This window comes from Streptomyces sp. SLBN-31 (genome assembly GCF_006715395.1).
Classification (GTDB): Bacteria; Actinomycetota; Actinomycetes; order Streptomycetales; family Streptomycetaceae; genus Streptomyces.
This window is the reverse complement of the sequence record NZ_VFNC01000002.1, coordinates 3,496,649-3,517,463: the sequence shown is the minus strand read 5'-3', so window position 1 is coordinate 3,517,463 and position 20,815 is coordinate 3,496,649. Positions and strand designations below refer to the sequence as shown.

At 71.5% G+C, this 20,815-nt stretch carries 17 protein-coding genes; 8 read left to right on the top strand and 9 right to left on the bottom strand.

Annotated elements, in window-relative coordinates:
• Positions 1 to 85 precede the first annotated feature (85 nt).
• From FBY22_RS35900 to FBY22_RS35885, 4 genes are all read left to right on the top strand, one after another.
• Positions 86 to 1,000, top strand: coding sequence for an EamA family transporter (locus tag FBY22_RS35900; protein ID WP_142152130.1), 915 nt, complete (start codon positions 86 to 88; stop codon positions 998 to 1,000).
• A gap of 3 nt (positions 1,001 to 1,003) precedes the next feature.
• On the top strand, positions 1,004 to 2,257 hold the full coding sequence (aroA, locus tag FBY22_RS35895) for a 3-phosphoshikimate 1-carboxyvinyltransferase (RefSeq protein ID WP_142152129.1): 1,254 nt from the start codon (positions 1,004 to 1,006) through the stop codon (positions 2,255 to 2,257).
• Positions 2,258 to 2,301: 44 nt separating this feature from the next.
• Positions 2,302 to 2,931 carry a GNAT family N-acetyltransferase gene (locus FBY22_RS35890; RefSeq protein WP_142152128.1) on the top strand — a complete coding sequence of 210 codons (630 nt, stop codon included), beginning with the start codon at positions 2,302 to 2,304 and terminating at the stop codon, positions 2,929 to 2,931.
• Between the two features lie 73 nt (positions 2,932 to 3,004).
• The gene (locus FBY22_RS35885) at positions 3,005 to 3,586 is read left to right on the top strand and encodes an alpha/beta hydrolase (protein ID WP_142152127.1); all 582 of its coding nucleotides are present in this window, start codon (positions 3,005 to 3,007) and stop codon (positions 3,584 to 3,586) included.
• Here the strand turns inward: FBY22_RS35885 and FBY22_RS35880 are convergent.
• The 3 genes from FBY22_RS35880 to FBY22_RS35870 all read right to left on the bottom strand — a co-directional run bounded on the left by FBY22_RS35880 (position 3,570) and on the right by FBY22_RS35870 (position 6,591).
• Complete coding sequence (locus FBY22_RS35880) at positions 3,570 to 4,370, bottom strand: sugar phosphate isomerase/epimerase (protein ID WP_142152126.1); 801 nt, start codon at positions 4,368 to 4,370, stop codon at positions 3,570 to 3,572. The two genes, FBY22_RS35885 and FBY22_RS35880, sit on opposite strands and share 17 nt — an antisense overlap.
• A gap of 43 nt (positions 4,371 to 4,413) precedes the next feature.
• Positions 4,414 to 5,349: a helix-turn-helix domain-containing GNAT family N-acetyltransferase gene (locus FBY22_RS35875; RefSeq protein WP_142152125.1), complete on the bottom strand. Its 936-nt coding sequence runs from the start codon at positions 5,347 to 5,349 to the stop codon at positions 4,414 to 4,416.
• Positions 5,350 to 5,541: 192 nt separating this feature from the next.
• Entirely contained in the window at positions 5,542 to 6,591 is a 1,050-nt protein-coding gene (locus FBY22_RS35870; protein WP_142152124.1) for a LacI family DNA-binding transcriptional regulator, read from the bottom strand.
• A gap of 276 nt (positions 6,592 to 6,867) precedes the next feature.
• Here FBY22_RS35870 and FBY22_RS35865 point away from each other — a divergent pair, with 276 nt between their 5' ends.
• The 3 genes from FBY22_RS35865 to FBY22_RS35855 are packed head-to-tail and all read left to right on the top strand — an operon-like array spanning position 6,868 to position 10,009.
• Positions 6,868 to 8,025, top strand: a complete 1,158-nt coding sequence (locus FBY22_RS35865) for a Gfo/Idh/MocA family protein (RefSeq protein WP_142152123.1) — start codon at positions 6,868 to 6,870, stop codon at positions 8,023 to 8,025.
• A complete protein-coding gene (locus FBY22_RS35860) occupies positions 8,022 to 9,173 on the top strand; it encodes a dihydrodipicolinate synthase family protein (protein ID WP_142152122.1) in 1,152 nt (383 codons plus the stop codon). The genes FBY22_RS35865 and FBY22_RS35860 overlap by 4 nt, the downstream gene beginning before the upstream one ends.
• 35 nt (positions 9,174 to 9,208) lie before the next feature.
• Entirely contained in the window at positions 9,209 to 10,009 is an 801-nt protein-coding gene (locus tag FBY22_RS35855; RefSeq protein ID WP_142152631.1) for a sugar phosphate isomerase/epimerase, read from the top strand.
• A gap of 117 nt (positions 10,010 to 10,126) precedes the next feature.
• Here the strand turns inward: FBY22_RS35855 and FBY22_RS35850 are convergent, their stop codons facing one another.
• The 4 genes from FBY22_RS35850 to FBY22_RS35835 form a co-directional block, all read right to left on the bottom strand.
• On the bottom strand, positions 10,127 to 11,071 hold the full coding sequence (locus FBY22_RS35850) for a hypothetical protein (RefSeq protein ID WP_142152121.1): 945 nt from the start codon (positions 11,069 to 11,071) through the stop codon (positions 10,127 to 10,129).
• A gap of 46 nt (positions 11,072 to 11,117) precedes the next feature.
• Positions 11,118 to 15,098: an FxSxx-COOH system tetratricopeptide repeat protein gene (fxsT, locus tag FBY22_RS35845; protein WP_260845275.1), complete on the bottom strand. Its 3,981-nt coding sequence runs from the start codon at positions 15,096 to 15,098 to the stop codon at positions 11,118 to 11,120.
• A 16-nt stretch (positions 15,099 to 15,114) separates the two neighbouring features.
• Positions 15,115 to 16,422 (bottom strand): FxsC protein, encoded by a 1,308-nt coding sequence (gene fsxC / locus FBY22_RS35840; protein WP_160159956.1) that lies wholly within the window; start codon positions 16,420 to 16,422, stop codon positions 15,115 to 15,117.
• A gap of 266 nt (positions 16,423 to 16,688) precedes the next feature.
• Positions 16,689 to 17,783, bottom strand: coding sequence for an FxsB family cyclophane-forming radical SAM/SPASM peptide maturase (locus tag FBY22_RS35835; RefSeq protein WP_260845343.1), 1,095 nt, complete (start codon positions 17,781 to 17,783; stop codon positions 16,689 to 16,691).
• Positions 17,784 to 18,137: 354 nt separating this feature from the next.
• Here FBY22_RS35835 and FBY22_RS35830 point away from each other — a divergent pair, with 354 nt between their 5' ends.
• Entirely contained in the window at positions 18,138 to 19,211 is a 1,074-nt protein-coding gene (locus tag FBY22_RS35830; RefSeq protein WP_160159955.1) for an SEFIR domain-containing protein, read from the top strand.
• Between the two features lie 175 nt (positions 19,212 to 19,386).
• Here the strand turns inward: FBY22_RS35830 and rbsD are convergent, their stop codons facing one another.
• Together rbsD and FBY22_RS35820 are read right to left on the bottom strand one after the other, a co-directional pair.
• On the bottom strand, positions 19,387 to 19,776 hold the full coding sequence (gene rbsD, locus FBY22_RS35825; RefSeq protein ID WP_142152116.1) for a D-ribose pyranase: 390 nt from the start codon (positions 19,774 to 19,776) through the stop codon (positions 19,387 to 19,389).
• Complete coding sequence (locus FBY22_RS35820) at positions 19,773 to 20,762, bottom strand: ribokinase (protein WP_142152115.1); 990 nt, start codon at positions 20,760 to 20,762, stop codon at positions 19,773 to 19,775. The genes rbsD and FBY22_RS35820 overlap by 4 nt, the downstream gene beginning before the upstream one ends.
• Between the last annotated feature and the right edge of the window lie 53 nt (positions 20,763 to 20,815).

Genomic DNA, 20,815 nt, shown 5'->3' with positions numbered 1-20,815 from the left:
ACCCCTCATTCATCAGCGATGCTTCATCCGACCATGCAGTAATCATCGCTGGTGCTTCACGGTCGGGGGAAGTGATGCTCGACGCATGAGACCCGCGCACCTCGCCCTCGCCGTCCTCGTGGCCGCCGTCTGGGGCGTCAACTTCACCGTCATCGAGATCGGCCTCGCCCACTTCCCGCCGCTGCTCTTCTCGGCCCTGCGCTTCTTCGCGGCCGCCCTCCCGGCGGTCTTCTTCGTGGGCCGCCCGAAGGTGGCCTGGAAGTGGGTACTGGCGGTGGGGCTGGTCCTGGGAGTGGCGAAGTTCGGCCTGCTGTTCGTCGGCATGGACGTGGGGATGCCGGCGGGCCTGTCGTCCCTCGTGCTGCAGATCCAGGCGGTGTTCACCGGCGCCGTCGCCTTCGTCGCCCTCGGCGAACGCCCGTCGCGCACACGGGTGGTGGGCATGGCCGTCGCCCTGGCGGGCATCGCCGTCGCCGCGGTGGACGAGGGCACCTCGGGCCCGCTCGGCGCGTTCGCCCTCGTCATCGCGGCGGCGGCCTGCTGGGGCGTCTCGAACGTCCTCACCCGCAAGGCGGCCCCGCCCGACGCGCTGAACTTCATGGTCTGGGTCAGCACGGTCCCGGTCCTCCCCCTCCTCGCCCTGTCCCTCGTCCTGGAGGGCCCGTCACGGGACTACGACGCCCTGCGCGCCCTCGACTGGCAGGGCGCCGGCACGGTCGTCTACGTCGCCTGGGTCACGACGGTCTTCGGCTTCGGGGCGTGGGGCTGGCTGCTGCGCCGCCACCCGGCGTCGACGGTCGCGCCCTTCTCCCTCCTGGTGCCGGTCTTCGGCATGTCGTCGGCGGCGCTGTTCCTCGGCGAGTCGGTGAGCGGCCTGCGCTGGTGCGCGGCGGCACTCCTGGTGGGCGGCGTGGGGCTCGCTTCGGTGACCGGGCGGCGACGGGAAGCGGTCCATCCCGTGGACGGACCGGCGCCCGAACCCGTGCTCGGCCGATCATGAACCATGCCCGCTGTCGACATCCCCGGCTCCAAGTCCATCACCGCCCGCGCCCTCTTCCTGGCCGCCGCGGCCGACGGTGTCACCACCCTCGTACGACCGCTGCGCTCGGACGACACCGAGGGCTTCGCCGAAGGCCTGGCGCGGCTCGGCTACCGGGTCGGGAGGACCCCGGACGCCTGGCAGGTCGACGGCCGCCCGCAGGGCCCGGCCGCGGGGGAGGCGGACGTGTACTGCCGGGACGGCGCCACGACGGCCCGCTTCCTGCCCGCGCTGGCGGCGACCGGGCACGGCACGTACCGCTTCGACGCCTCGCCCCAGATGCGCCGCCGCCCCCTGCTGCCGCTCACCCGCGCGCTGCGTGACCTCGGGGTGGACCTGCGGCACGAAGGGGCGGAGGGCCACCACCCCCTCACGGTCCGGGCGGCCGGTGTCGCGGGCGGTGAGGTCACCCTGGACGCCGGCCAGTCCTCCCAGTACCTGACGGCGCTGCTGCTGCTCGGCCCACTGACCCGCGACGGCCTGCGCATCCGGGTCACGGACCTGGTCTCCGCCCCGTACGTGGACATCACCATCGCGATGATGCGGGCGTTCGGGGCGGAGGTGACACGCGACGGCGACGTCTTCGTCGTCCCCCCGGGCGGCTACCGCGCCACCACCTACCCGATCGAGCCCGACGCCTCCACCGCGAGCTACTTCTTCGCGGCGGCCGCGGTGACACCGGGCGGGGAGGTGACGGTACCGGGCCTGGGCCGGGGCGCCCTCCAGGGCGACCTGGGCTTCGTCGACGTCCTGCGGCGGATGGGCGCGGACGTGACGGTGGGCGCGGACGCCACGACCGTCCGCGGCACGGGCGGGCTGCGCGGCCTGACGGTCGCCATGCGGGACATCTCCGACACCATGCCGACACTCGCGGCGATCGCGCCCTTCGCCTCCGGCCCGGTGCGCATCGAGGACGTGGCGAACACCCGGGTCAAGGAGTGCGACCGGCTGGAGGCCTGCGCGCACAACCTGCGGCGGCTGGGCGTGGACGTGGCCACCGGCCCGGACTGGATCGAGATCCGCCCGGGCACGCGGCCCACGCCCGCGGAGATCACCTCGTACGGCGACCACCGCATCGTCATGTCCTTCGCGGTCACCGGGCTGCGCGTGCCGGGAATCTCGTTCGACGACCCCGACTGCGTGCGCAAGACTTTCCCCGGCTTTCACGAGGCGTTCGCCGAGTTCGCGGCGGAGTTGCGGAGCGGGCTGGGCGGCTGACCGCGGTCACCGACCTGTGCCGCGACGAAGGAGGGTTCGACCCGGTGGGATACAAGCTGCAAGGCCCTTTGCTCGAGGGCGAGTCGGTGCGTCTGGAGCCGCTGACGGCCCGGCATGCTGCCGACCTCGCCGCGGCGGCCGAGGAGGACCGGGACACGTACGCCTTCACCTGGGTGCCGAGGGCCGACGAGGTGGCCGGCTACATCGAAGCGCAGCTGGAGCGGGCGTCGACCGGGCGGCTCGCGCCGTACGCCCAGGTGTCGCACGCGACCGGGCGGGCGGTGGGCGCGACGGCGTACTGGGAGCCGCGGTGCTGGCACACGGACGACCGGCTCGACGCGGTCGAGGTCGGTTTCACCTGGCTGGCCCGCTCGGCGCAGGGCACCGGCGTGAACGCGGAGGCCAAGCTGCTGCTGTTCCGCCATGCCTTCGAGGTATGGGGCGTGTCGCGGGTCGACCTGAAGACGGACGCCCGCAACAGCCGTTCCAGGGCGGCGATCGAGAGCGTGGGCGCCCGCTTCGAGGGCGTGCTGCGCAACTGGTCGCGGTCCTGGGCGCCGGGGGAGGAGGACCGGCTGCGGGACTCGGCGATCTTCTCCATCACGGAGCGGGAGTGGCCGCTGTGCCGACAACGGCTGGAGCAGCGGGTGGCGGGGTTCCTGGCCCGGGCATAGGCACGACGATCCAGATCACGCGGACCTGATCACTCGGACCTGATCACCCGTGCCCGATCACGAAGGTGAACCCATGACCACTCACGTCCTGATCCTGCACGGCTGGCAGAACCGCCGCCCCGAGGCCCACTGGCAGCACCGCCTCGCCGACCGCCTCACCGCACTCGGTCACCCGGTGACCTACCCCCAGCTCCCCGACCCCGACGACCCGGACCTCGAGACCTGGCTGTCGGAGCTCACCGGCCACCTGGCCGGTCTGCGCGCGGACGCCGAGCGTGTCGTCGTCGCGCACAGCGCCTCCGCGGTGCTGTGGCTGCACGCCGTCGCGCGCGGGCTGGTGCCGGACGGCGCCGTGGACCGCGTACTCCTGGTCGCCCCGCCCGCCGCCTCCGTCCTCCTGCGCCACCCGGAGATCGCCGCGTTCGCGCCGCCCGCCCTCGACTTCACCCTCCCCGCCCCCACCCGGCTGGTGGCCGGCGACGACGACCCCTACTGCCCGGAGGGCGCCCGCGCACTCTACGGAGACCCCCTGGGCATCCCCACCGACGTCCTCCCCGGCGCCGCCCACCTCGACCTGGACGCCGGCTACGGCGACTGGCCCGCGGTCCTCAACTGGTGCCTGGACCCGGCCACCCGCATCACGCCGAATCGTTGAGCAGCCGCCCCAGATGCGCGCTCCCCGCCTCCAGCAGGCCCTCCAGGGGCGCCGCCTCCTCGTACCAGCGCTTCTCGTACTCCCAGCACAGCCACCCGTCCCACTCGTGGCGGGAGAGCACCTCCACGGCGTCGGACAGCGGCAGCACGCCGGCGCCGAGCGGCAACGGGGTCGTGTCGTCGGCGGAGGCGATGTCCTTGACCTGGACGTAGCCGAGGTAGGGAGAGAGGGCCGCGTAGGTCTCGGCGGGCTGCTCGCCGCCCAGCCAGGTGTGCATGACGTCCCAGAGGGCGCCGACGTGCCGGTGGCCGACGAGGCCGAGGATCCGGATCGCGTCGGCGGCGGTGCGGTGCGAGTCGTGGGTCTCCAGCAGGATGCGTACGCCGAGGTCGCCGGCGTACTCCGCGGCGGTGCCCAGCCGGCGGGCGGCGATGGCGTCGGCCCGCTCGCGGGTCTGTTCGCGGTCCGCGCCGGGGAAGACCCGCACGTACGGGGCGCCGAGGTCGTGGGCGAGGTCGAGGAGTTCGCGGATCTCGTCGATCACGGGGCCGTCGTCGCCGGGTGCGGCCACCCGCGCGTATCCCGCGAGGCCCAGGATCTCGATGCCGCCCGCCTTGAACTCGCCCGCCACGTCGGCCCGTTCGCCCGCGCCGATGCCGGGATGGACGGGTTCCTCCGGATGGGCGCGCAGTTCCACGCCGTGGTAGCCGTGGGTGGCCGCGAGCCGGACCACGTCCGGGATGGGCAGGCCGGGGACGCCGAGGGTGGAGAAGGCCAGTCGCATGGTCCCTATTGTCACCGGGAATCCCCGAAGCAACCCTGCCGTGTCACTCCCGTGTGCCGTGCAGGTCCAGCCGCCAGTCCTGACCGTTGAGGTCCTTCCCGAAGGACCGGTGCGGTTTCTCGGCGGCCAGGACGAAGCCGTGGCGCTGGTAGATGCTGCGGGCGGCGGCGAGGACGTCGTTGGTCCACAGCACCAGCTCGTGGTAGCCGACGCCGCGCGCGAAGTCGATCACGGCCCGCACCAGCCGGGCGCCGATGCCGAGCCCGCGGGCCTCCGGCTCGACCAGCAGCAACCTGAGCCGCGCCGTGGCCGGGGCCTCGTCGCGCACGCACATCACGCACCCCACCGGCCGCCCGTCCAGCTCGGCGATCCACACCCGCTCCAGATGCGGGTCGTGGTCCTCGGCGAAGTCGGCGACGATGCGGGCGACCAGCCCCTCGTAGTCCGCGTTCCAGCCGTACTCCGCCGCGTACAGCGCGGCGTTGCGCTGCACGATCCAGCCGAGGTCGCCGGGACCGGGCTCGCGCAGCAGCACGTCCTCCCGGCGATGGGGAGGACGCCCGTCGGACAGCAGCGTCCGCACGGTCAGCATCGCCTCGGACAGCCGGGGCCGGTCGTCGGGCGGGACGGTGGCCAGCAGCGCGCCGACCGACTCGTCGGCCCGCTGGGCCAGCAGTGCGGCGGTCTCCCTGCCCTTTGCGGTGAGGGTGACGCGCCGCCGCCGGGGGTCGGACGTGGAGGCGGTCCGCTCGATCAGCCCGGCCTCCTCGAACCTGTTCAGGATCCGGCTGAGATACCCGGCGTCCAACGACAGTTCGCCCCGCAGATCGGCCGCGTCGGTCCGCGCCGAGTGCGCGAGCTCGTACAGCACACGGGACTCGGTCAGGGTGTACGGCGCGTACAGCTGCCGGCTGTAGTCGAGCGCGCCGATCACGTTCGTGTAGAAGCGGTTGAAGGCCCGGATGTCCTGGACGGTCATGATCGTCGACCTTCCGGATGGTTGACTGAGTCAGAGATATCGAGCCTAGGTCACCGACGCCGGGGCGACCAGCCCTTTTCAGACCGTCCGGCGTTTGAGTACGAGGCCGTTCAGGCCGAAGCGGGGGTCTGGGGGCGGCAGCCCCCAGCAGACGCCCGCACGAACAAGCGGCTCCTCACAACGACCGGCGCCTCAAGACACCCGCGGCCCCCCGGAGGACCCCCGCACCATCAACTCCCCCCGAACCGTCGCGATCCCCCCGGGCGGCGGCTCCTCGCGCCCCATGGCGATCCGCCCCGCCCGAGCCCCCGCCTCGGCCAACGGCAACCGCACCGTCGTCAGCGCCGGCACCGCGTCCACGCTGAACGGCAGATCGTCGAACCCGGCGACCGACACGTCCTCGGGAATCCGCAGCCCGGACTCCCGCAGCGCGGCGCACGCCCCCAGCGCGACGGAGTCGTTCGCGGCGACCACGGCCGTCAGCGACGGGTCCCGGCGCAGCAGTTCCAGCGTGGCCTCGTACCCCGACTGCCGGTCGTAGCGCCCCCACACGGTCCAGCGCGGGTCCTCCTCGATGCCCGCCGCGGCCAGTGCCGCCCGGTGGCCCTCCAGCCGGTGCCGGGTCGTCGTCCGCTCCTCCGGGCCCGCGATGTACCCCATCCTGCGGTGCCCGAGCCCGATGAGGTGCTCGGTCAGCCGCTGCCCGCCCCCGCGGTTGTCGAAGGTCAGCGCGATCGCCCCGGTCTCCGGTGCCGGCGGCCGCCCGCACAGCACCACCCGCGTCCCGGCCTCCGTCAGCTTGCGCAGCTTCGCCGCCACGGCCGTCGCGTGCGGCTCGTCCTCCACGGCCCCGCCGGTCAGCACCACGGCCGCCGCCCGCTGCCGCTGCAGCAGTGTCAGATACGTCAGCTCGCGCTCCGGCGTACCGCCCGTGTTGCAGACCACCGCCAGCCGCTCACCGCCGGCCCGTCCGCCGGGCCCGCCGATCTCCGACTGGATGGCGCTCGCCATGATCCCGAAGAAGGGGTCCGCGATGTCGTTGACGAGGATTCCCACCAGGTCCGACGTGGCGGCGGCCAGCGAACTCGCCGGCCCGTTCAGTACGTAGTCCAGCTCGTCCACGGCCTTCAGCACCCGCTCACGGGTGGAGGCGGCCACGGGATAGTTCCCGTTCAGCACGCGCGACACCGTCGCGGGCGAGACCTGCGCGCGGGCCGCCACGTCCGCCAGGGTCACCGTCATCTCGTCGTCCTCCGGTCGCGCATCATCGTCGTACCTCGTTGTACACGCACAGGACACGGCCGCGGTTTCGCGGGGACCCCGGCCATGGTTTTCGACCAGACCTTACGGGCACACCCCCGGGTTGTTCGCCCCCTCGAACAACTCGACCTCGTTACGGTCTTGTCCAGACCGCTGGTCAGAGGCTAGCTTCTTATGTCATAGAAAGCGCTTGCTGTGACGCTCATCAGTGAAAGACGGGGCGTACGCGGCGCGGTCCCCGCGTACGAAGGGAATGACGTGACACGCAAGACGGTGCGTATCGCCATGAACGGCGTGACCGGACGCATGGGCTACCGCCAGCACCTGGTCCGCTCGATCCTGGCCATCCGCGAACAGGGCGGCCTCGACCTCGGCGACGGCACCGTGCTGTGGCCGGAACCGATCCTGGTCGGCCGCCGCGAGCATGCCCTCAGGGCGCTCGCCGAGCAGCACGGCCTGGCCCCGGAGAACATCTCGACGGACGTCGCCGCGGTCCTCGCCGACCCGGGCGTCGACATCTACTTCGACGCCCAGGTGACCTCGGCCCGCGAGGACGCGATCAAGAAGGCCATCGCGGCGGGCAAGCACATCTACACCGAGAAGCCGACGGCCACCGGCCTGGACGGCGCGCTGGAGCTCGCCCGCCTCGCGAACCAGGCCGGCATCAAGCACGGCGTCGTCCAGGACAAGCTCTTCCTCCCCGGCCTGCTCAAGCTCAAACGCCTCATCGACGGCGGCTTCTTCGGCCGGATCCTGTCCGTGCGCGGCGAGTTCGGCTACTGGGTCTTCGAGGGCGACTGGCAGAGTGCCCAGCGCCCGTCGTGGAACTACCGTGCCGAGGACGGCGGCGGCATCGTTGTCGACATGTTCCCGCACTGGGAGTACGTCCTGCACGAGCTGTTCGGCCGGGTGAAGTCCGTGCAGGCCATCGCCACCACCCACATCCCGCAGCGCTGGGACGAGAACGGCAAGCCCTACGACGCCACCGCCGACGACGCCGCCTACGGCATCTTCGAGCTCGACGGCGGCGCGATCGCCCAGATCAACTCCTCCTGGGCGGTGCGCGTCAACCGCGACGAACTCGTCGAGTTCCAGGTCGACGGCACCGAGGGCTCCGCCGTCGCGGGCCTGCGCAACTGCTGCGTCCAGCACCGCTCCATGACGCCCATGCCGGTCTGGAACCCCGATCTCCCGGCCACCTACTCCTTCCGCGACCAGTGGCAGGAGATCCCCGACAACGACGACTTCGACAACGGCTTCAAGGCCCAGTGGGAGCTGTTCCTGCGGCACGTCTACGCCGACGCCCCTTACCACTGGGACCTCCTGGCCGGCGCCCGCGGCGTCCAGCTCGCCGAGCTGGGCCTGAAGTCCTCGGCCGAGGGCGTCCGCATCGACGTACCGGAGATCCAGCTGTGACCATCCGACTCCCGGACTCCACGGGCGGGTTGAGGACGTACGAGCCCCGCCCCGAACCGTTCGCCGTCAGCCCCGGCGCCCCCTTCACCTGCCGTACGGTCTTCTCGGCGGCGCACGTCGTCGCCGACCCGTTCGCCGACACGACCCCCGACTCGCCGGCGGCCGTCGACTGGGACGCCACCCTCGCCTTCCGCCGCCACCTGTGGTCCCACGGGCTCGGCGTCGCCGAGGCCATGGACACCGCCCAGCGCGGCATGGGCCTGGACTGGACGGGCGCGGCCGAGCTGGTCCGCCGCAGCGCCGCCGAGGCCAGGGCGGTCGGCGGCCGGATCGCCTGCGGCGTCGGCACCGACCAGATCACCGCCGGAACCCTCGCCGAGGTCCGGGCGGCCTACGAGGAGCAGCTCGCCCTCGTGGAGTCCTGCGGCGCCCAGGCGATCCTGATGGCCTCCCGCGCGCTGGCGGCCGCCGCGTCCGGTCCCGAGGACTACCTGGAGGTCTACGGCCATCTGCTGCGCCAGGCCGCCGAGCCGGTGGTCCTGCACTGGCTCGGCCCGATGTTCGACCCGGCGCTGGAGGGCTACTGGGGCTCCGCCGACCTCGACGCGGCCACGGACACCTTCCTGGAGGTCATCGCCGCCCACCCCGACAAGGTCGAGGGCATCAAGGTCTCCCTGCTGGACGCCCAGCGGGAGATCGACATCCGGCGCCGCCTGCCGCAGGGCGTGCGCTGCTACACGGGCGACGACTTCAACTACCCCGAGCTGATCGCCGGTGACGAGAAGGGCTTCAGCCACGCCCTGCTCGGCATCTTCGACCCGCTGGGGCCCCTGGCGGCGCAGGCGGTCCGCGTCCTGGACACCGGGGACGTCGCCGGCTTCCGTGAACTCCTGGACCCCACGGTCGAGTTGTCCCGCCATCTCTTCCAGGCGCCCACCCGCTTCTACAAGACGGGCGTGGTCTTCCTGGCCTGGCTGGCCGGTCACCAGTCGCACTTCACCATGGTCGGCGGCCTGCAGTCGGCCCGCTCCCTGCCGCACTTCGCCCGCGCCTACGAACTCGCCGACGGACTGGGCCTGTTCCCGGACCCGAAGCTGGCGGAGGAGCGGATGAGGAACCTGCTCGCCCTGTACGGAGTGCCCCAGTGAACGACCCCGACCTGACGCGTTTCTCCATCAACCAGATGACGGTCAAGCAGCTGTCGTTGCCCGAACTGGTCGACGCCTGCCGGGAGCTGGGGATCGGCAACGTCGGCCTGTGGCGCGAGCCCGTGCAGTCGTACGGCCTCGACGCGACCGCCAAGCTGGTCCGCGACGCGGGCCTGACGGTCACCACCCTGTGCCGGGGCGGCTTCCTCACGGCGATCGACCCGGCCGAGCGCGCCGCCGCCCTGGCCGACAACCGCCGCGCCGTCGACGAGGCGGCGACCCTGGGCACCGACACCCTCGTGCTGGTCTCGGGCGGCCTCCCGGCCGGCTCCAAGGACCTGCACGGCGCCCGCGAGCGGATCGCCGACGCGCTCGCGGAACTCGGCCCGTACGCCGAGCGGCACGGTGTCCGCCTGGCCATCGAGCCGCTGCACCCGATGTTCGCCTCCGACCGCTGCGTGGTCTCGACCCTCACCCAGGCCCTCGACCTCGCGGAACGCTTCCCCGCGCACCAGGTCGGCGTCACCGTCGACACGTACCACATCTGGTGGGACGACAACGCGCCCGCGCAGATCGCCCGCGCCGGGGCGGGCAACCGCATCCACACCTTCCAGCTCGCCGACTGGACCACCCCCCTCCCGGAGGGCGTCCTCAACGGCCGCGGCCAGATCGGCGACGGCGCGATCGACATGCGGGAGTGGAAGGGCTACGTCGAGGCGGCGGGCTACACCGGCGCCATCGAGGTCGAGCTGTTCAACGACGTCCTGTGGGCACGGGACGGCCGCGAGGTCCTGAACGAGACGGCGCACCGCTTCGTGGAGCACGTGATCCGGTGAGTGCGGGAGGCACACGCGCGCGCCACCGGTTCCGCTGAGCCGGTGTGCCGACGGCCGTTCGGTGGGAGGACCGAGCGGCCGTCCGCACGGATCTCCGTTCCAGCCGCTCGGAGGCAGTTACCCCGCCTCGTCAGCCAGTTCTCTGCCCAGCCGCTCTATGTGCTGGTCCGCCTCGGCCAGTCGCGCCTGGTTCAGGGAGACGCCCAGCAGGTAGTGGCGGTCGTAGAGCTGCTGGAAGTACACGGCTCCCTGCTCCACGTTCAGCACGATCTGCTGGATCTCCCCTTCGAGCAGTGCGTGCAGGGAGGTGTTCATACGGTCCGTGACGCCGGGGAGTAGCTGTCCCAGCAGGCCGTACCTGTCCCGTCGCTGCTGCGGCGTGGCGGAGCCGAAGTGGCTGCGCAGCGCTGGGTGGCGGAAGATGTCGGCCGTGCAGGCGGGGACACCGGCGGCGTAGTACGCGACGTAGTGCAGGCCATGGATGCCCAGGGCCGCGCGCAGCAGGTCGCCGATGCCGGCTGCCCTGTCGGCGCCGGTGTCCACCATGTACGGGTTGCCTTCGGCGACGTCGTCCGCCTCGGTGTCGTCCTCGCCTGCGGGCGGTTTCGCCGAAGCGCCCGCGGCGGCGTACCTGCTCGCATACGCGCGGCGGTGCAGCATGCTGTAACGGACGGCCGGCCGGAGGCCGTCCATCCCCTCGTTCATACGGGCGATCAGCTCGGTTATCCGGTCCTGGCGCGTGGCGCAGCAGAGATGGAAGTCGGCCGCGACGGAATGGTAGAGAAGCGCTCCGCTGGGAACGCGCACCACCGTGCGTATGAGTGCGCCGGTGCGTAATTCCGCGAAATCAGGCGCCAATTCCTCGAGAATGTAGAAGAGTTGCCGCCCGTCGTGTTCGAGACGCTCTGATCCCGGCTCCGCCGGGAAGTCCTCGGGCGGCCGCGGAGTTTCGGCGGCGAACATTTTCGCCCGGTCCCGGTCGTAGAACGCGAGATGCGTCAGCTGACATGACTGAAGCAACTGACGGAGCCGTAAATCGAGCTCGCTCATCTTCTTGTTCACTCCGTCCAGTCCGTGTGCCGGGGCGTACGCCGGCGCCGTGTAGGGGTCAGACACCCTGCACCTCCAGATCGGCGCCGATCCTCAGATACGGCTCGGCCAGCAGTGCCGTGGCGAGCCGGTGGTCCTTCGGGAAGTATTCGGCGACCTTGCGTTCGAGGCTTGCCGCGAGTTCTCCGTCGGCCGGGGGACGGGAGGCGAGCAGGTTCGCCATCGCGGTCAGTGTGACCGGGTGGCTCTCGCCCCACGCGGACTGCTCCTTGCAGCCGTCGTAGATGTCCTGATCCTCGAGGGCCAGCTCCCCGGTGCTCAGCTCGTCCAGCGCCGCCATGCAGTTGTTGTGGTTTATTCGGGCGACCAACGTGTAGCGGTGCCTGCGGTCGAACGCGTCCCGCAGTTGGACCAGCGCCGCGCCGGCGTGCTCCTTCGCCTCCTCCGCCTGCCCGAAGTCCAGCAGGTACAGCGCGAGGTTGCTGCGGCAGATGCCGGTGAAGGGGTGGTCGTCGCCGAACACTTCGACGTAGTGGCCCAGCATGTCCCGGGTGTAGGCCACGGCGTCCGGGGTCCTGCCCTGGGCGTGCAGGCCGATGGCGAGGGACAGCCCGCAGGACATCGTGCGGGGGTGCTGCTCGCCCCAGGTGTCGCGGTAGGCGACGTACGCGTCCTTGACCAGCGTCAGGCCGTGCTCCACCTCGCCCCGGCGCACCATGGTCATGCCCAGGCTGGCGACGGCGCCCAGCGTCTGGTGGGAACCGGTGCCCAGCAGGCTGTTCAGCCTGGTGCGGGCCTCGTCCAGGTACCGCTCCGAGGTGGCCAGGTCGCCCGCCTCCCGGTGGTACGTGCCGAGATGCGCGTACGACACCCACGGCTTGGGGTCCTTCTTGGTCGCGATCTGCTCGCGCCACTCGTGCGCCTGCTGCTCCTGGCGGATCGCGGCCGGGACCGACTCGACGTAGAACTTCGACAGGGCGAGGTTGTGCGAGGCGGCCAGCGTTCCGTTGGCGTCCTCGCCGATAGCCCTCTTCAGCCCCAAGAAGGTCCCCTGGTCCTCGTCGCGCGCCTCCCGGAACCTGCCCACGGCCCGCAGGTCGGCCGCGTAGCCGCGCCGGGCCAGCAGGATGTCGGCCTCGTTGCTGCGATTCGCGCGCAGGGTGCCCGCCGCGTGGGTGGTGAGTTCGAGCGCCGTGCGGTAATCGCCGAGGAGCCGGCAGGCCGCGCCGAGCTGGGACTCCATGCGCAGCACCATGAGGTGCTCCGGTCCCAGCGCCTGCCGCCAGCGCTCCAAGACGAGTTCGCCCAGCTCACGGGCGCGCTTCCAGTCACCCGACATCCAGCGGTGGTACACCTGGCTCACCAGCCAGCGGTGCACGGCCAGCTTGGTGCTGTCCACGGCCCCGGAGACCATGACGTGCCGGTCGAGCTCGACGAAGGTCCTCGCGTGCTCCGGCTCGTGCCGTTCCAGGTCGTTCGGAACCATGGCGGCGAGGACGCCCAGCACCTCGGCGCGGGTGCCGTCGCGCTCCTCCTCGGTCATCCAGCCGCGGACCAGGTCCTGCACCACGCGGGGCACCTTGAGCGTACGCAGCCGGGGGTCCTGGACGGCGAGCGCCTGGTCGCCCAGGAGCTTGAGGTGGCGGTGCATGATGAAGTCGGCGTCGTTCAGTTCGGGGTCGGACTGCTTCAGCAGCTCCAGCATCCGGTCCGACTTGACGACGTTCATGCCGACCCCGTCCGGCGACAGGAAGGCGCACAGGTCCAGCAGCCGGGCCGCGGCCGGGGACTGCGAGCGCAGATCCTCGTAGGCCAGCTTGCAGACCTCGGTGAAGTCTCGGTACTCCGTCGAGACCTCCTCCTGGGAGGCCGTGCCGCGGCTGTCGAGCTCCTCGATGAAGAGGTCGATGTCCTGGGGGCAGGCCCGCAGCACGTTGGCCGCGGCCTTCTCCCAGATCGGCAGGTGCCCGAGCCGCTCGGCCAGCCGCAGCAGTTCCTCGTCGGACGCCCCGGGAAGCCTGCGGCTGAGCAGGGCCACACTCTCCTCGGGAGTGAAGGGGTCGACGGGATGCCTCGTGAACTCGGGAGCCCACTCCATGCTGCCCGAGGTGATCAGGACGTGGCCCGAGCCGCCGGTCGGTATGAGGTCCTTGACCGCCTCCTGGTCCTTCACACCGTCGAAGACCAGCAGCCACCGGCGCCGCTCCTGCCGCAGCCGCTCCAGCAGCGCCTGGCGGTCCTCGCCGGTGTGCGGGCCACCGCCGGAGGCGCCGACCGCGCGGGCCAGCCTGGTGAGGGAGTCCTGGACGTTCTCCGCGGCGGGCACCCACCACACCATGTCGTACTGCGAGGCGAACCGGTGGGCGTACTCCAGGGCGATCTGCTGTTTGCCGACACCGTCCAGGCCGCACAGCACCTGGGGCGGCGAGGAGTTCCCGCCGAAGGAGTCGAACCCCTCGCGCAGCGCGTTGAGTTGCTCCACCCGCCCGATGAACTCGGCGTTGCGCATGGGCAGGTCCCACACCTCGGGCTGCCGTCCGGGGAACCGGGGACCGGCCCAGGCGGCCGCCGGTTCCCCGGCCCCCGCGGACAGTCCGAAGTGGCCCAGCAACTCCTGGCGGGCCACTTCCTCGTTCTGGCCGTCCAGGGTGATCGTGTCGTGCCAGTCGAACTCGAAGTGCGGGGCCAGCCGCGCGGTGCTCACGCGCACACCGATGACCTGCTGGTCGCCCGGGCCGGCGCCGACGGGCGCGCCCGTGGTGAGTCGCGCGACGGTCTCACCGGCCGGCGTGCCCGCGAGATGCGGGGAGAGCAGGGCGAGCACGTAGGTGCTGTCGGGTAAGGAGTCGGCGGGCTTGTCGCCAGGCTGGACGATCTGGATCCGGGTCGGGGCCAGCAGTTCGCCGATCCAGTCGGCCCACAGCCGGTCGTTGGGCGCGTGCAGGATGGTGACCGTGCAGGGCTCGGCCTCCTGCTCGGCCTCCAGCCGCTCCCGGTGGGCGAGTTGCTGCCGGTACGCGCGGGACTTGGCGCTGGGCACCGGCTGGAACTCCCGTACGGCACCGTCGGTGACCCGGTCGACGAGGCTGACGTACGCCGCGAGGAGGCTGTCGGTGTCGCGGGGGTCGTCCCGCATCACCGCCAGTTCCTCGCCGTACGTGTAGTAGGGCACGTACGGCACCTTCACCTGGCCCCAGTAGGTGGCCAGGGCATCCGCGTCGGTGATTCCGAGGTACGGGTCGAGGGACCGGCGTGCTTCGTCGCGGCGCCGGTGCATCCGGTCCTGCTCGCCCCTGTCGACCCGCGTGGGCACGACGTGCAGACCGATGGGTCTGAGGGACCGGCAGATCCGTTCGGCGATCTTGCGGGCGCCCTGGATGGCCTGCCGGCTCATGGTGAGCGCGATGACGACGGTGTCGGGCAGGGCGAGCGTACAGATCTCAGCACCGCCGGAGAAGCCGGTACGGCTGTCGATGAGGACGTAGTCGTAGTCGCTGTCGAGCAGTCGCGCGCGCAGCGCCTCCAGGAACTCGCTGCCGTCGTCGCTGGTGCGGAAGCCGTTCCAGTCGATCCTGGCCAGGCGGTCGGCGTAGTCGCCGCCCATGCGTCCGGGGCCCATGTAGTGGAGCCGGCCGCCGTTCGGGAAGTCGTGTTCGAGGCGGATCTGATAGCGCTCGACGTCGGTGTGGTCGGGGTGCAGGGCGCTCGGGTCCTCCGCCTCGTCCATGGCGGCAGCTGCTTTGGCGAAGGCGGAGAACATGTCCAGCACTCCGTCGGCCGAGGTGAGGTCCTGGATCGGAAGGAAGGTGCCGTAGTAGACGTGGAGGTCGGGCGCCTCCAGGTCCCAGTCGATGACCAGCACCGACTTCCCCTGGCTGGCCATGATCCAGGCGGCGTTGGCCAGCGCCATGGTGCGGCCGGCTCCGCCTTTGAAGGAGTAGAAGGAGATGATCTTCGCCGGACCTGCCGCGATCGCCGAACCCCCCGGTCCCGCCGCACCTGTTGAACCTTCTGTACCTGCTGAACCTGTGGTACTCATCCCCCGCCCCATACGCTCAGCCCGGGCCCAGCGACTCGCCGGGCGTTCTGCTCAGAATCGAAGGCCACGGGTTCGCCCCGTGCCTGAGCCAGCCGGCGCGCTCCCGGTGCCTGCGGACGCGTCTTTCGGCCGGACTCTCGATGGACAGGTCCTCCGTTCTGCCGCGTGCACGGCCGTTGCCGGCCTCGGGGCGTGTGGCGGCGTCGGCCAGTACGGCCGCCACGATGTGCGCCAGCGCGTCCCGGCTGCCCGCCTCCTGGTGCGCCGCGCCGAGCACCCGCGCCGGTGTCCGGGAGACCGCCTCGCGCAGCCGGGCCGCGTTGGCGGTGCTCTCCTCGTCCGTGCGGGTGAGTACGACGACGACGGCGGCGACGCGTGCCGGTGACCGCGCGATCCGCTCCCACAGTGCGGGGAACGCGGGATCGCCCGTCAGCCAGGGATCGATGACGACGAGGACCGTCGCCGACTCGTCCAGCTCGTCGGGTAAGCAGCCGTCCGGCCGGGGCGTGACGACGCCGAGCCGGTCGATCCCGCAGGCCCGTGCCGCCCGGCCGACGGTGGAGGGCACGGTCTCCTCGCTGTACGGGCGAAAGGGCCGCCACTCCTCGGCCGACCGCCCGTAATGGCCGACCTGTTCGCGCAGGTGCCGCATCCGGTTGCGGGTGCCGGCCACCAGGAGCAGGAACACGTGACGGCCCGCAAGGTCGGCGGTCGGTTCCGCCGCGTGCGCCCGCGAGGACTCCGGCTCGGTTGCGGCCGGCCTGGCGCGGGCCACCGCCCGGCTCGGGCCGAACCGCGGGATCACGCCGCGGCTCTCCGCCTCGGACATGACCGGCGGCGGTGACTCGGCGGCCCGCATCAGCTCCGCAGCGACGCGGCGCACGATTCCCTGGTAGCGGCTCCGGCTGTGCCGGTCCCGCTGGAGGCCGAGCACCCCGGGCCCCTGGTACTCCTCGTCGACGATGTGCCGTATGGCGGTGACGGGACGGGGCAGCACCAGTGCGTCGGTGCGCCACACGACACCGACCAGTGAGTCGGGTCGCTCACCGGTGCGTCGCATACGGCGGTCCATGCGCTCTGTGAATACGGACCACTCCCTGGCGCACTGAAGGTCGTCGACGTACTCCGCCGAGTACAGGACCAGCAGGGCGCGGCAGTTCAGAACGACGTCGTCCGGATCCGCGGCGGGCTCCGGGCGCTTCAGCCGACCCTCGGCGGACGGCGTGCGGCCCAGCACGCTGTAGATCTCGTTCTGGACATCGATGTGGAACCGTTGGACCGGTCCTCTGTCACCGGTCGAGCTGGCGTAGCTGGTAAAGAACAACGGCCCCATCGCATCCCCCCAAGGGCCTGCCTCCTGCTGCAACCACGGCTTGGTCCTTGCTCATGGACTCACATGGACGTGAAGCACGCAGGTGGGTTTCAGTTGTACGTGCCCCCACGCCAATTGGTCCCTATGCTATGGGGTTTTGCCCTCCCGACGCCCCCGAAAACCCGACATCGACTATTCCCTCGCTCAAAAGGGCGTGTAGCATCGTACATTTGCGCTGGTAGCCTCCGTTTTTCGGCCGGGTGTCCCGGAAAATGCGGTCACCGATCCAGCCGGGGCCCGATGTGCCGGATGAGAGCGGAGATGTCCTTGCAGTAGACGGAGGGGTTGGCGAAACCCCGGCCGCGTCCGAAGCGGTGGGCGCGCAGCCCACCGCCGCAGACGCGCACCAAGGGGCACTCCTGACAGGTACGGCACAGGGAGCCCGTGCCGTACTGCGGCGCGCAGGCAAGACCCAGCAGGGCGTCGAACGAGTGGCTGAATACCGAGCCGCCCGTGCCGGCCGCTCCCTCTGCCACGGCGTTCAGTGACTCCGTCCACGCCACCGCCCCGTCCGTCTCGATCGCCACGGCCGCCGCCGGAACGGTGCCCAGTACCTCGCTGCTGCTTCCGCCGTGCCGGGACAGGGAGTCGACCGACTCGAAGAGCCGTATCCGCATCGGACGCCCGCTCTCCCGCCACCGGTCGTGGACGGCGCACAGCCACGCCGCGTACGGGGTTCCGCCGTCGGTGCTGATCGGCGGATGGTCCCAAGTCGCGTGTGGCAGAAGGAAGTCGGCGGCCGGCGGCCGGTGGGCGGCGAGGGCGTCGAAGACGCGCACCGGATCGCTCGCCGGGTCGATGGTGCACAGCAGACCGCCGAACAGGGGCCGGTAGGGCGCGGTGCCCAGCAGACGGAGCGCGGCGGTCACCCGGGCGTAGGTGCCCGGGCCCGGCCGCGACCGCGACGCCGGTCCGCGGCGGTGCCGGTCGTGCGCCTCCGCGTAGCCGTCCAGGCTGACCCCGACCTGGACGTCCAGATCCAGCAGCAGGTCCAGGAGGGCCTCGGTGAGCAGGACGCCGTTGGTCTGGAGCGCGAAGTCCACCCCGGCGCCGGCCGCGAGCACTGCCCGGCGGAGCGCTGTGGTGAGATCTGCGATCACTCGGGCTCCGGCGAGCAGCGGCTCCCCACCGTGCAGGAGCACCCTGACACGGTCCAGGCGGTGTCGTCGTACGTGTTCCGTGATGCGTGATACGAGCCGTTCGCGCACCGGCGCGGGCATGATCCGGGGGCGGTGGCGCCATCCCGAGTCACGCAATTCATATACGTAGCAGTAGTCGCAGGAAAGATTGCACCGGCTGCTCAGCTTGACGATGAATTGGTCGAATGCCCGCAGGGTTGTCCGGCCGTCTTCGGTGACGGATATCCGAGGTTCTGGCCAATGATTCGCGGGTGGGGTGCTGTCGTCCCACGTGGGTCCCTCACGTCTGTTCGGGACGGCCACCATTGACGTAGTGTCAAGGCTCGGCGAAGTTCCCTGCATCCGGCCCCCGTTCGTCACCGGGGGGCGGTTCGGATCACGCCGAGGCGCAGGCGGCGCGGCCATGTGTGTCCCCCCGCTCAGCGTACGAGGAACGACCGGTGCCCGATGAGGAGCCAACTGGCCAACGTCAGCACCTTTTTGGGCGTGACCAGGGATGCGCGGGGCAGAGGGAGTGAAGGGGTGCGCATGTCACACGACTTCGTCACGAGTTTCGCCGCCGTCGAGCACTTTGCCTATGCGGCGCAATTCCACCAGGATCTGGCCGCGGCCGTGGGGCGGCGCAGGGGGCACGCGATCCATGCGGCCATGTGCCGTGGTGGAGAGGGCAAGGCCAACCGTCCACTGGTCGCCGAGGCCCGTGTCCTGGTCGCGCTGTGCTCGGAGGCCTACTACAAGGACCCGGACTGCGGCGCCGACTGGGCGGTCTTCGAACGCCGTCTGCACCTCGTGGCCCCCCGGCTCCGCCCCTCTGACTCACCGGCCCGTGTCCTGGTGCGCTGGCGAACCGCCGTAGCACCCCCCGGAGTGCCCTTCGCCCCCATCCTGAGCGGCGAGGCCACGGACAGCTACGCCTGCACGGGTCTGTACGGCATCATCTTCGCCGAGGGCTTCGGCGCGGCGTACCGTCAGGCCGTCGACGGCATCGCCGCCGCCGTCTGTGCCGGATACGAAAGCAGCCCGCCCGTGGTGTCCGCCGACGAACTGCGCGATCTGGTACTGCCATTCCCGCGCCGTGAGGCCGGTCCGGTGGCCAAGGTGCCGCCTCAGCGGAAGCCGGCGGCGGACCCGAGACGACCGCGGGTGTTCATTTCGTACGCGCACGACGAGGACGACCCCGAGCACCGCGAACGGGTGCGCTCCCTGATCAAGCTGCTGCGCGACCACGTCGAGGTCAGGGCGGACTTCGACGCGGAGGACGAGCCCCAGAACTGGGCCCGCTGGTGCAGCGAGGAGTGCGAGGCGGCCGACTTCATCGTCATGGTGGCCTCCACCCCCTACAAGCGGCGCGTCGAGCAGAAGGAGGCCGAGGGCAAGGGACTCGGCGCGACCTGGGAGGGGGCCTACATCTGGGACTACGCCCACGACAACCCCAAGACCTGGCACCGCCGCATCCTGCGGGTCGTCTTCCCCGAACACAGCGCGGACGACCTGCCCAAGTTCCCCGGCAGCACATCGGTCACCCGCTACACGATCGACCCTGTGACGGGGGAGGGCCTCCTCGACAAGCTCCTCGGCTACCTCACCCGACCGGCCATCTGAAAAAATCATGGAAATGCCGCACAACCCTTTCCCCACCTGCCCGGTCGTACTTGGTGTCAGGACTCTTGGAGGGGGATCTGGGGGGATCGCGGGGGTTCTGATGCAGGAGGGGAAAAGCCGAGGGGGCCCGGTCGACGGATCGGGCCCCCTCGAATTTCGTCCGGCGTGCGGGCGGCTAGAAGAACACCCCGCACCTCAGCAGCACGTTCGCGTACGGCCGCGCCTCCCCGGTGCGGACCACCAGCCGTGCCCCGGCCGACAGCTCCTTCAGGCGCTCGTGCGAGACCAGCTCCAGCTGGGGGAACTCGCCCGTCAGCAGGGCGGCGGCCCCGGGATTGGCGTCCTGCACCTCCGCGGCAGCCGTGGCCCCCTCCACCACGAGTTCGGCCAGCAGGCCGTCGAGCACCGTCGCGAAGGACGGCACCCCGGCACGGAAGGCCAGGTCGACCACGCGCGGGCCGTCCGGGATCGGCATGCCCGCGTCGCACACCAGCACCCCGTCCCCGTGCCCGAGCTCGGCCAGCGCGCCGGAGAGGTGCCGGTTGAGGATCCCCGCCTTCTTCACAGGGACTCACCTCGTCGGCCGGTGTCGGACGCGTCGTCCGGCTCTCTGCCGGGGGTCCGGGGGTCGCCCCCCGGGCCGGTACAGCACAGGGACTCGACCTCCTCCGCCGTCGGGAAGGACTCCTGGGCGCCCTCTTTGGTGACGGCGGCCGCCCCGACGCGGGCCGCGTAGGCGGCGGCCTGGGCCAGGCCGGAGCCCGTGCCCAGCCGCCAGGCCAGCGCCGCCGTGAACGCGTCGCCCGCGCCCGTGGTGTCGACCGCGTCCACCTTCGTCGACGGCACCCGCTCCACCCCTTCCGCGGAGGCCACCAACGCACCTTGCGCGCCCAGGGTGATCACCACCGACCGCGGTCCCTTCGCCAGCAGCAGCCGCGCCCAGTCCTCCGGCCGCTCGGACACGCACGCCTCGCCCAGGACGACCTTCGCCTCGTGCTCGTTGACGATCAGCGGATCGCAGGCCGCCAGCACCTCGGTCGGCAGCGGCCGGGGCGGCGACGGGTTCAGCACGAACCGGCTGCCCTCCGCCAGACTGCGTACCACCTCCACGACCGTCTCCAGCGGGATCTCCAGCTGCGCCGACACCACCCGCGAGCACTGGAACAGGCTGGCCGCCGCCCGGACGTCGGCCGGGGTCAGCCGGCCGTTCGCGCCCGGCGACACCACGATGCTGTTGTCCCCCGACGGGTCGACGGTGATGAGCGCGACCCCCGTCGGCGCCCCGCCCACCAGCACGCCCACCGTGTCGACGCCGGCCGCCCGCTGCGAGTCCAGCAGCAGCCTGCCGTTCGCGTCGTCGCCGACCCGCGCCAGCAGGGCCGTACGGGCCCCGAGGCGAGCGGCGGCGACGGCCTGGTTGGCGCCCTTGCCGCCCGGGTGGACGGCCAGGTCGGAGCCGAGCACGGTCTCGCCCGCCTCCGGCCGTCGCTCGACACCGATGACCAGGTCGGCGTTGGCCGAACCCACGACCAGCAGGTCGTAGTCGTACATGAAAAGACTCCCGGATGAGTGTCCTGGGGCGGGCGGTCCCCCTGGCCGCCCGC

Coding starts and splice junctions, on each gene's coding strand:
- fxsT (WP_260845275.1), bottom strand. CDS start 15,098: ATGAGTACCACAGGTTCAGCAGGTACAGAAGGTTCAACAGGTGCGGCG.
- FBY22_RS35870 (WP_142152124.1), bottom strand. CDS start 6,591: ATGACGGTGACCCTGGCGGACGTGGCGGCCCGCGCGCAGGTCTCGCCC.
- FBY22_RS35885 (WP_142152127.1), top strand. CDS start 3,005: ATGACCACTCACGTCCTGATCCTGCACGGCTGGCAGAACCGCCGCCCC.
- FBY22_RS35855 (WP_142152631.1), top strand. CDS start 9,209: ATGACGGTCAAGCAGCTGTCGTTGCCCGAACTGGTCGACGCCTGCCGG.
- FBY22_RS35830 (WP_160159955.1), top strand. CDS start 18,138: ATGTCACACGACTTCGTCACGAGTTTCGCCGCCGTCGAGCACTTTGCC.
- FBY22_RS35880 (WP_142152126.1), bottom strand. CDS start 4,370: ATGCGACTGGCCTTCTCCACCCTCGGCGTCCCCGGCCTGCCCATCCCG.
- FBY22_RS35820 (WP_142152115.1), bottom strand. CDS start 20,762: ATGTACGACTACGACCTGCTGGTCGTGGGTTCGGCCAACGCCGACCTG.
- FBY22_RS35900 (WP_142152130.1), top strand. CDS start 86: ATGAGACCCGCGCACCTCGCCCTCGCCGTCCTCGTGGCCGCCGTCTGG.
- aroA (WP_142152129.1), top strand. CDS start 1,004: ATGCCCGCTGTCGACATCCCCGGCTCCAAGTCCATCACCGCCCGCGCC.
- FBY22_RS35875 (WP_142152125.1), bottom strand. CDS start 5,349: ATGACCGTCCAGGACATCCGGGCCTTCAACCGCTTCTACACGAACGTG.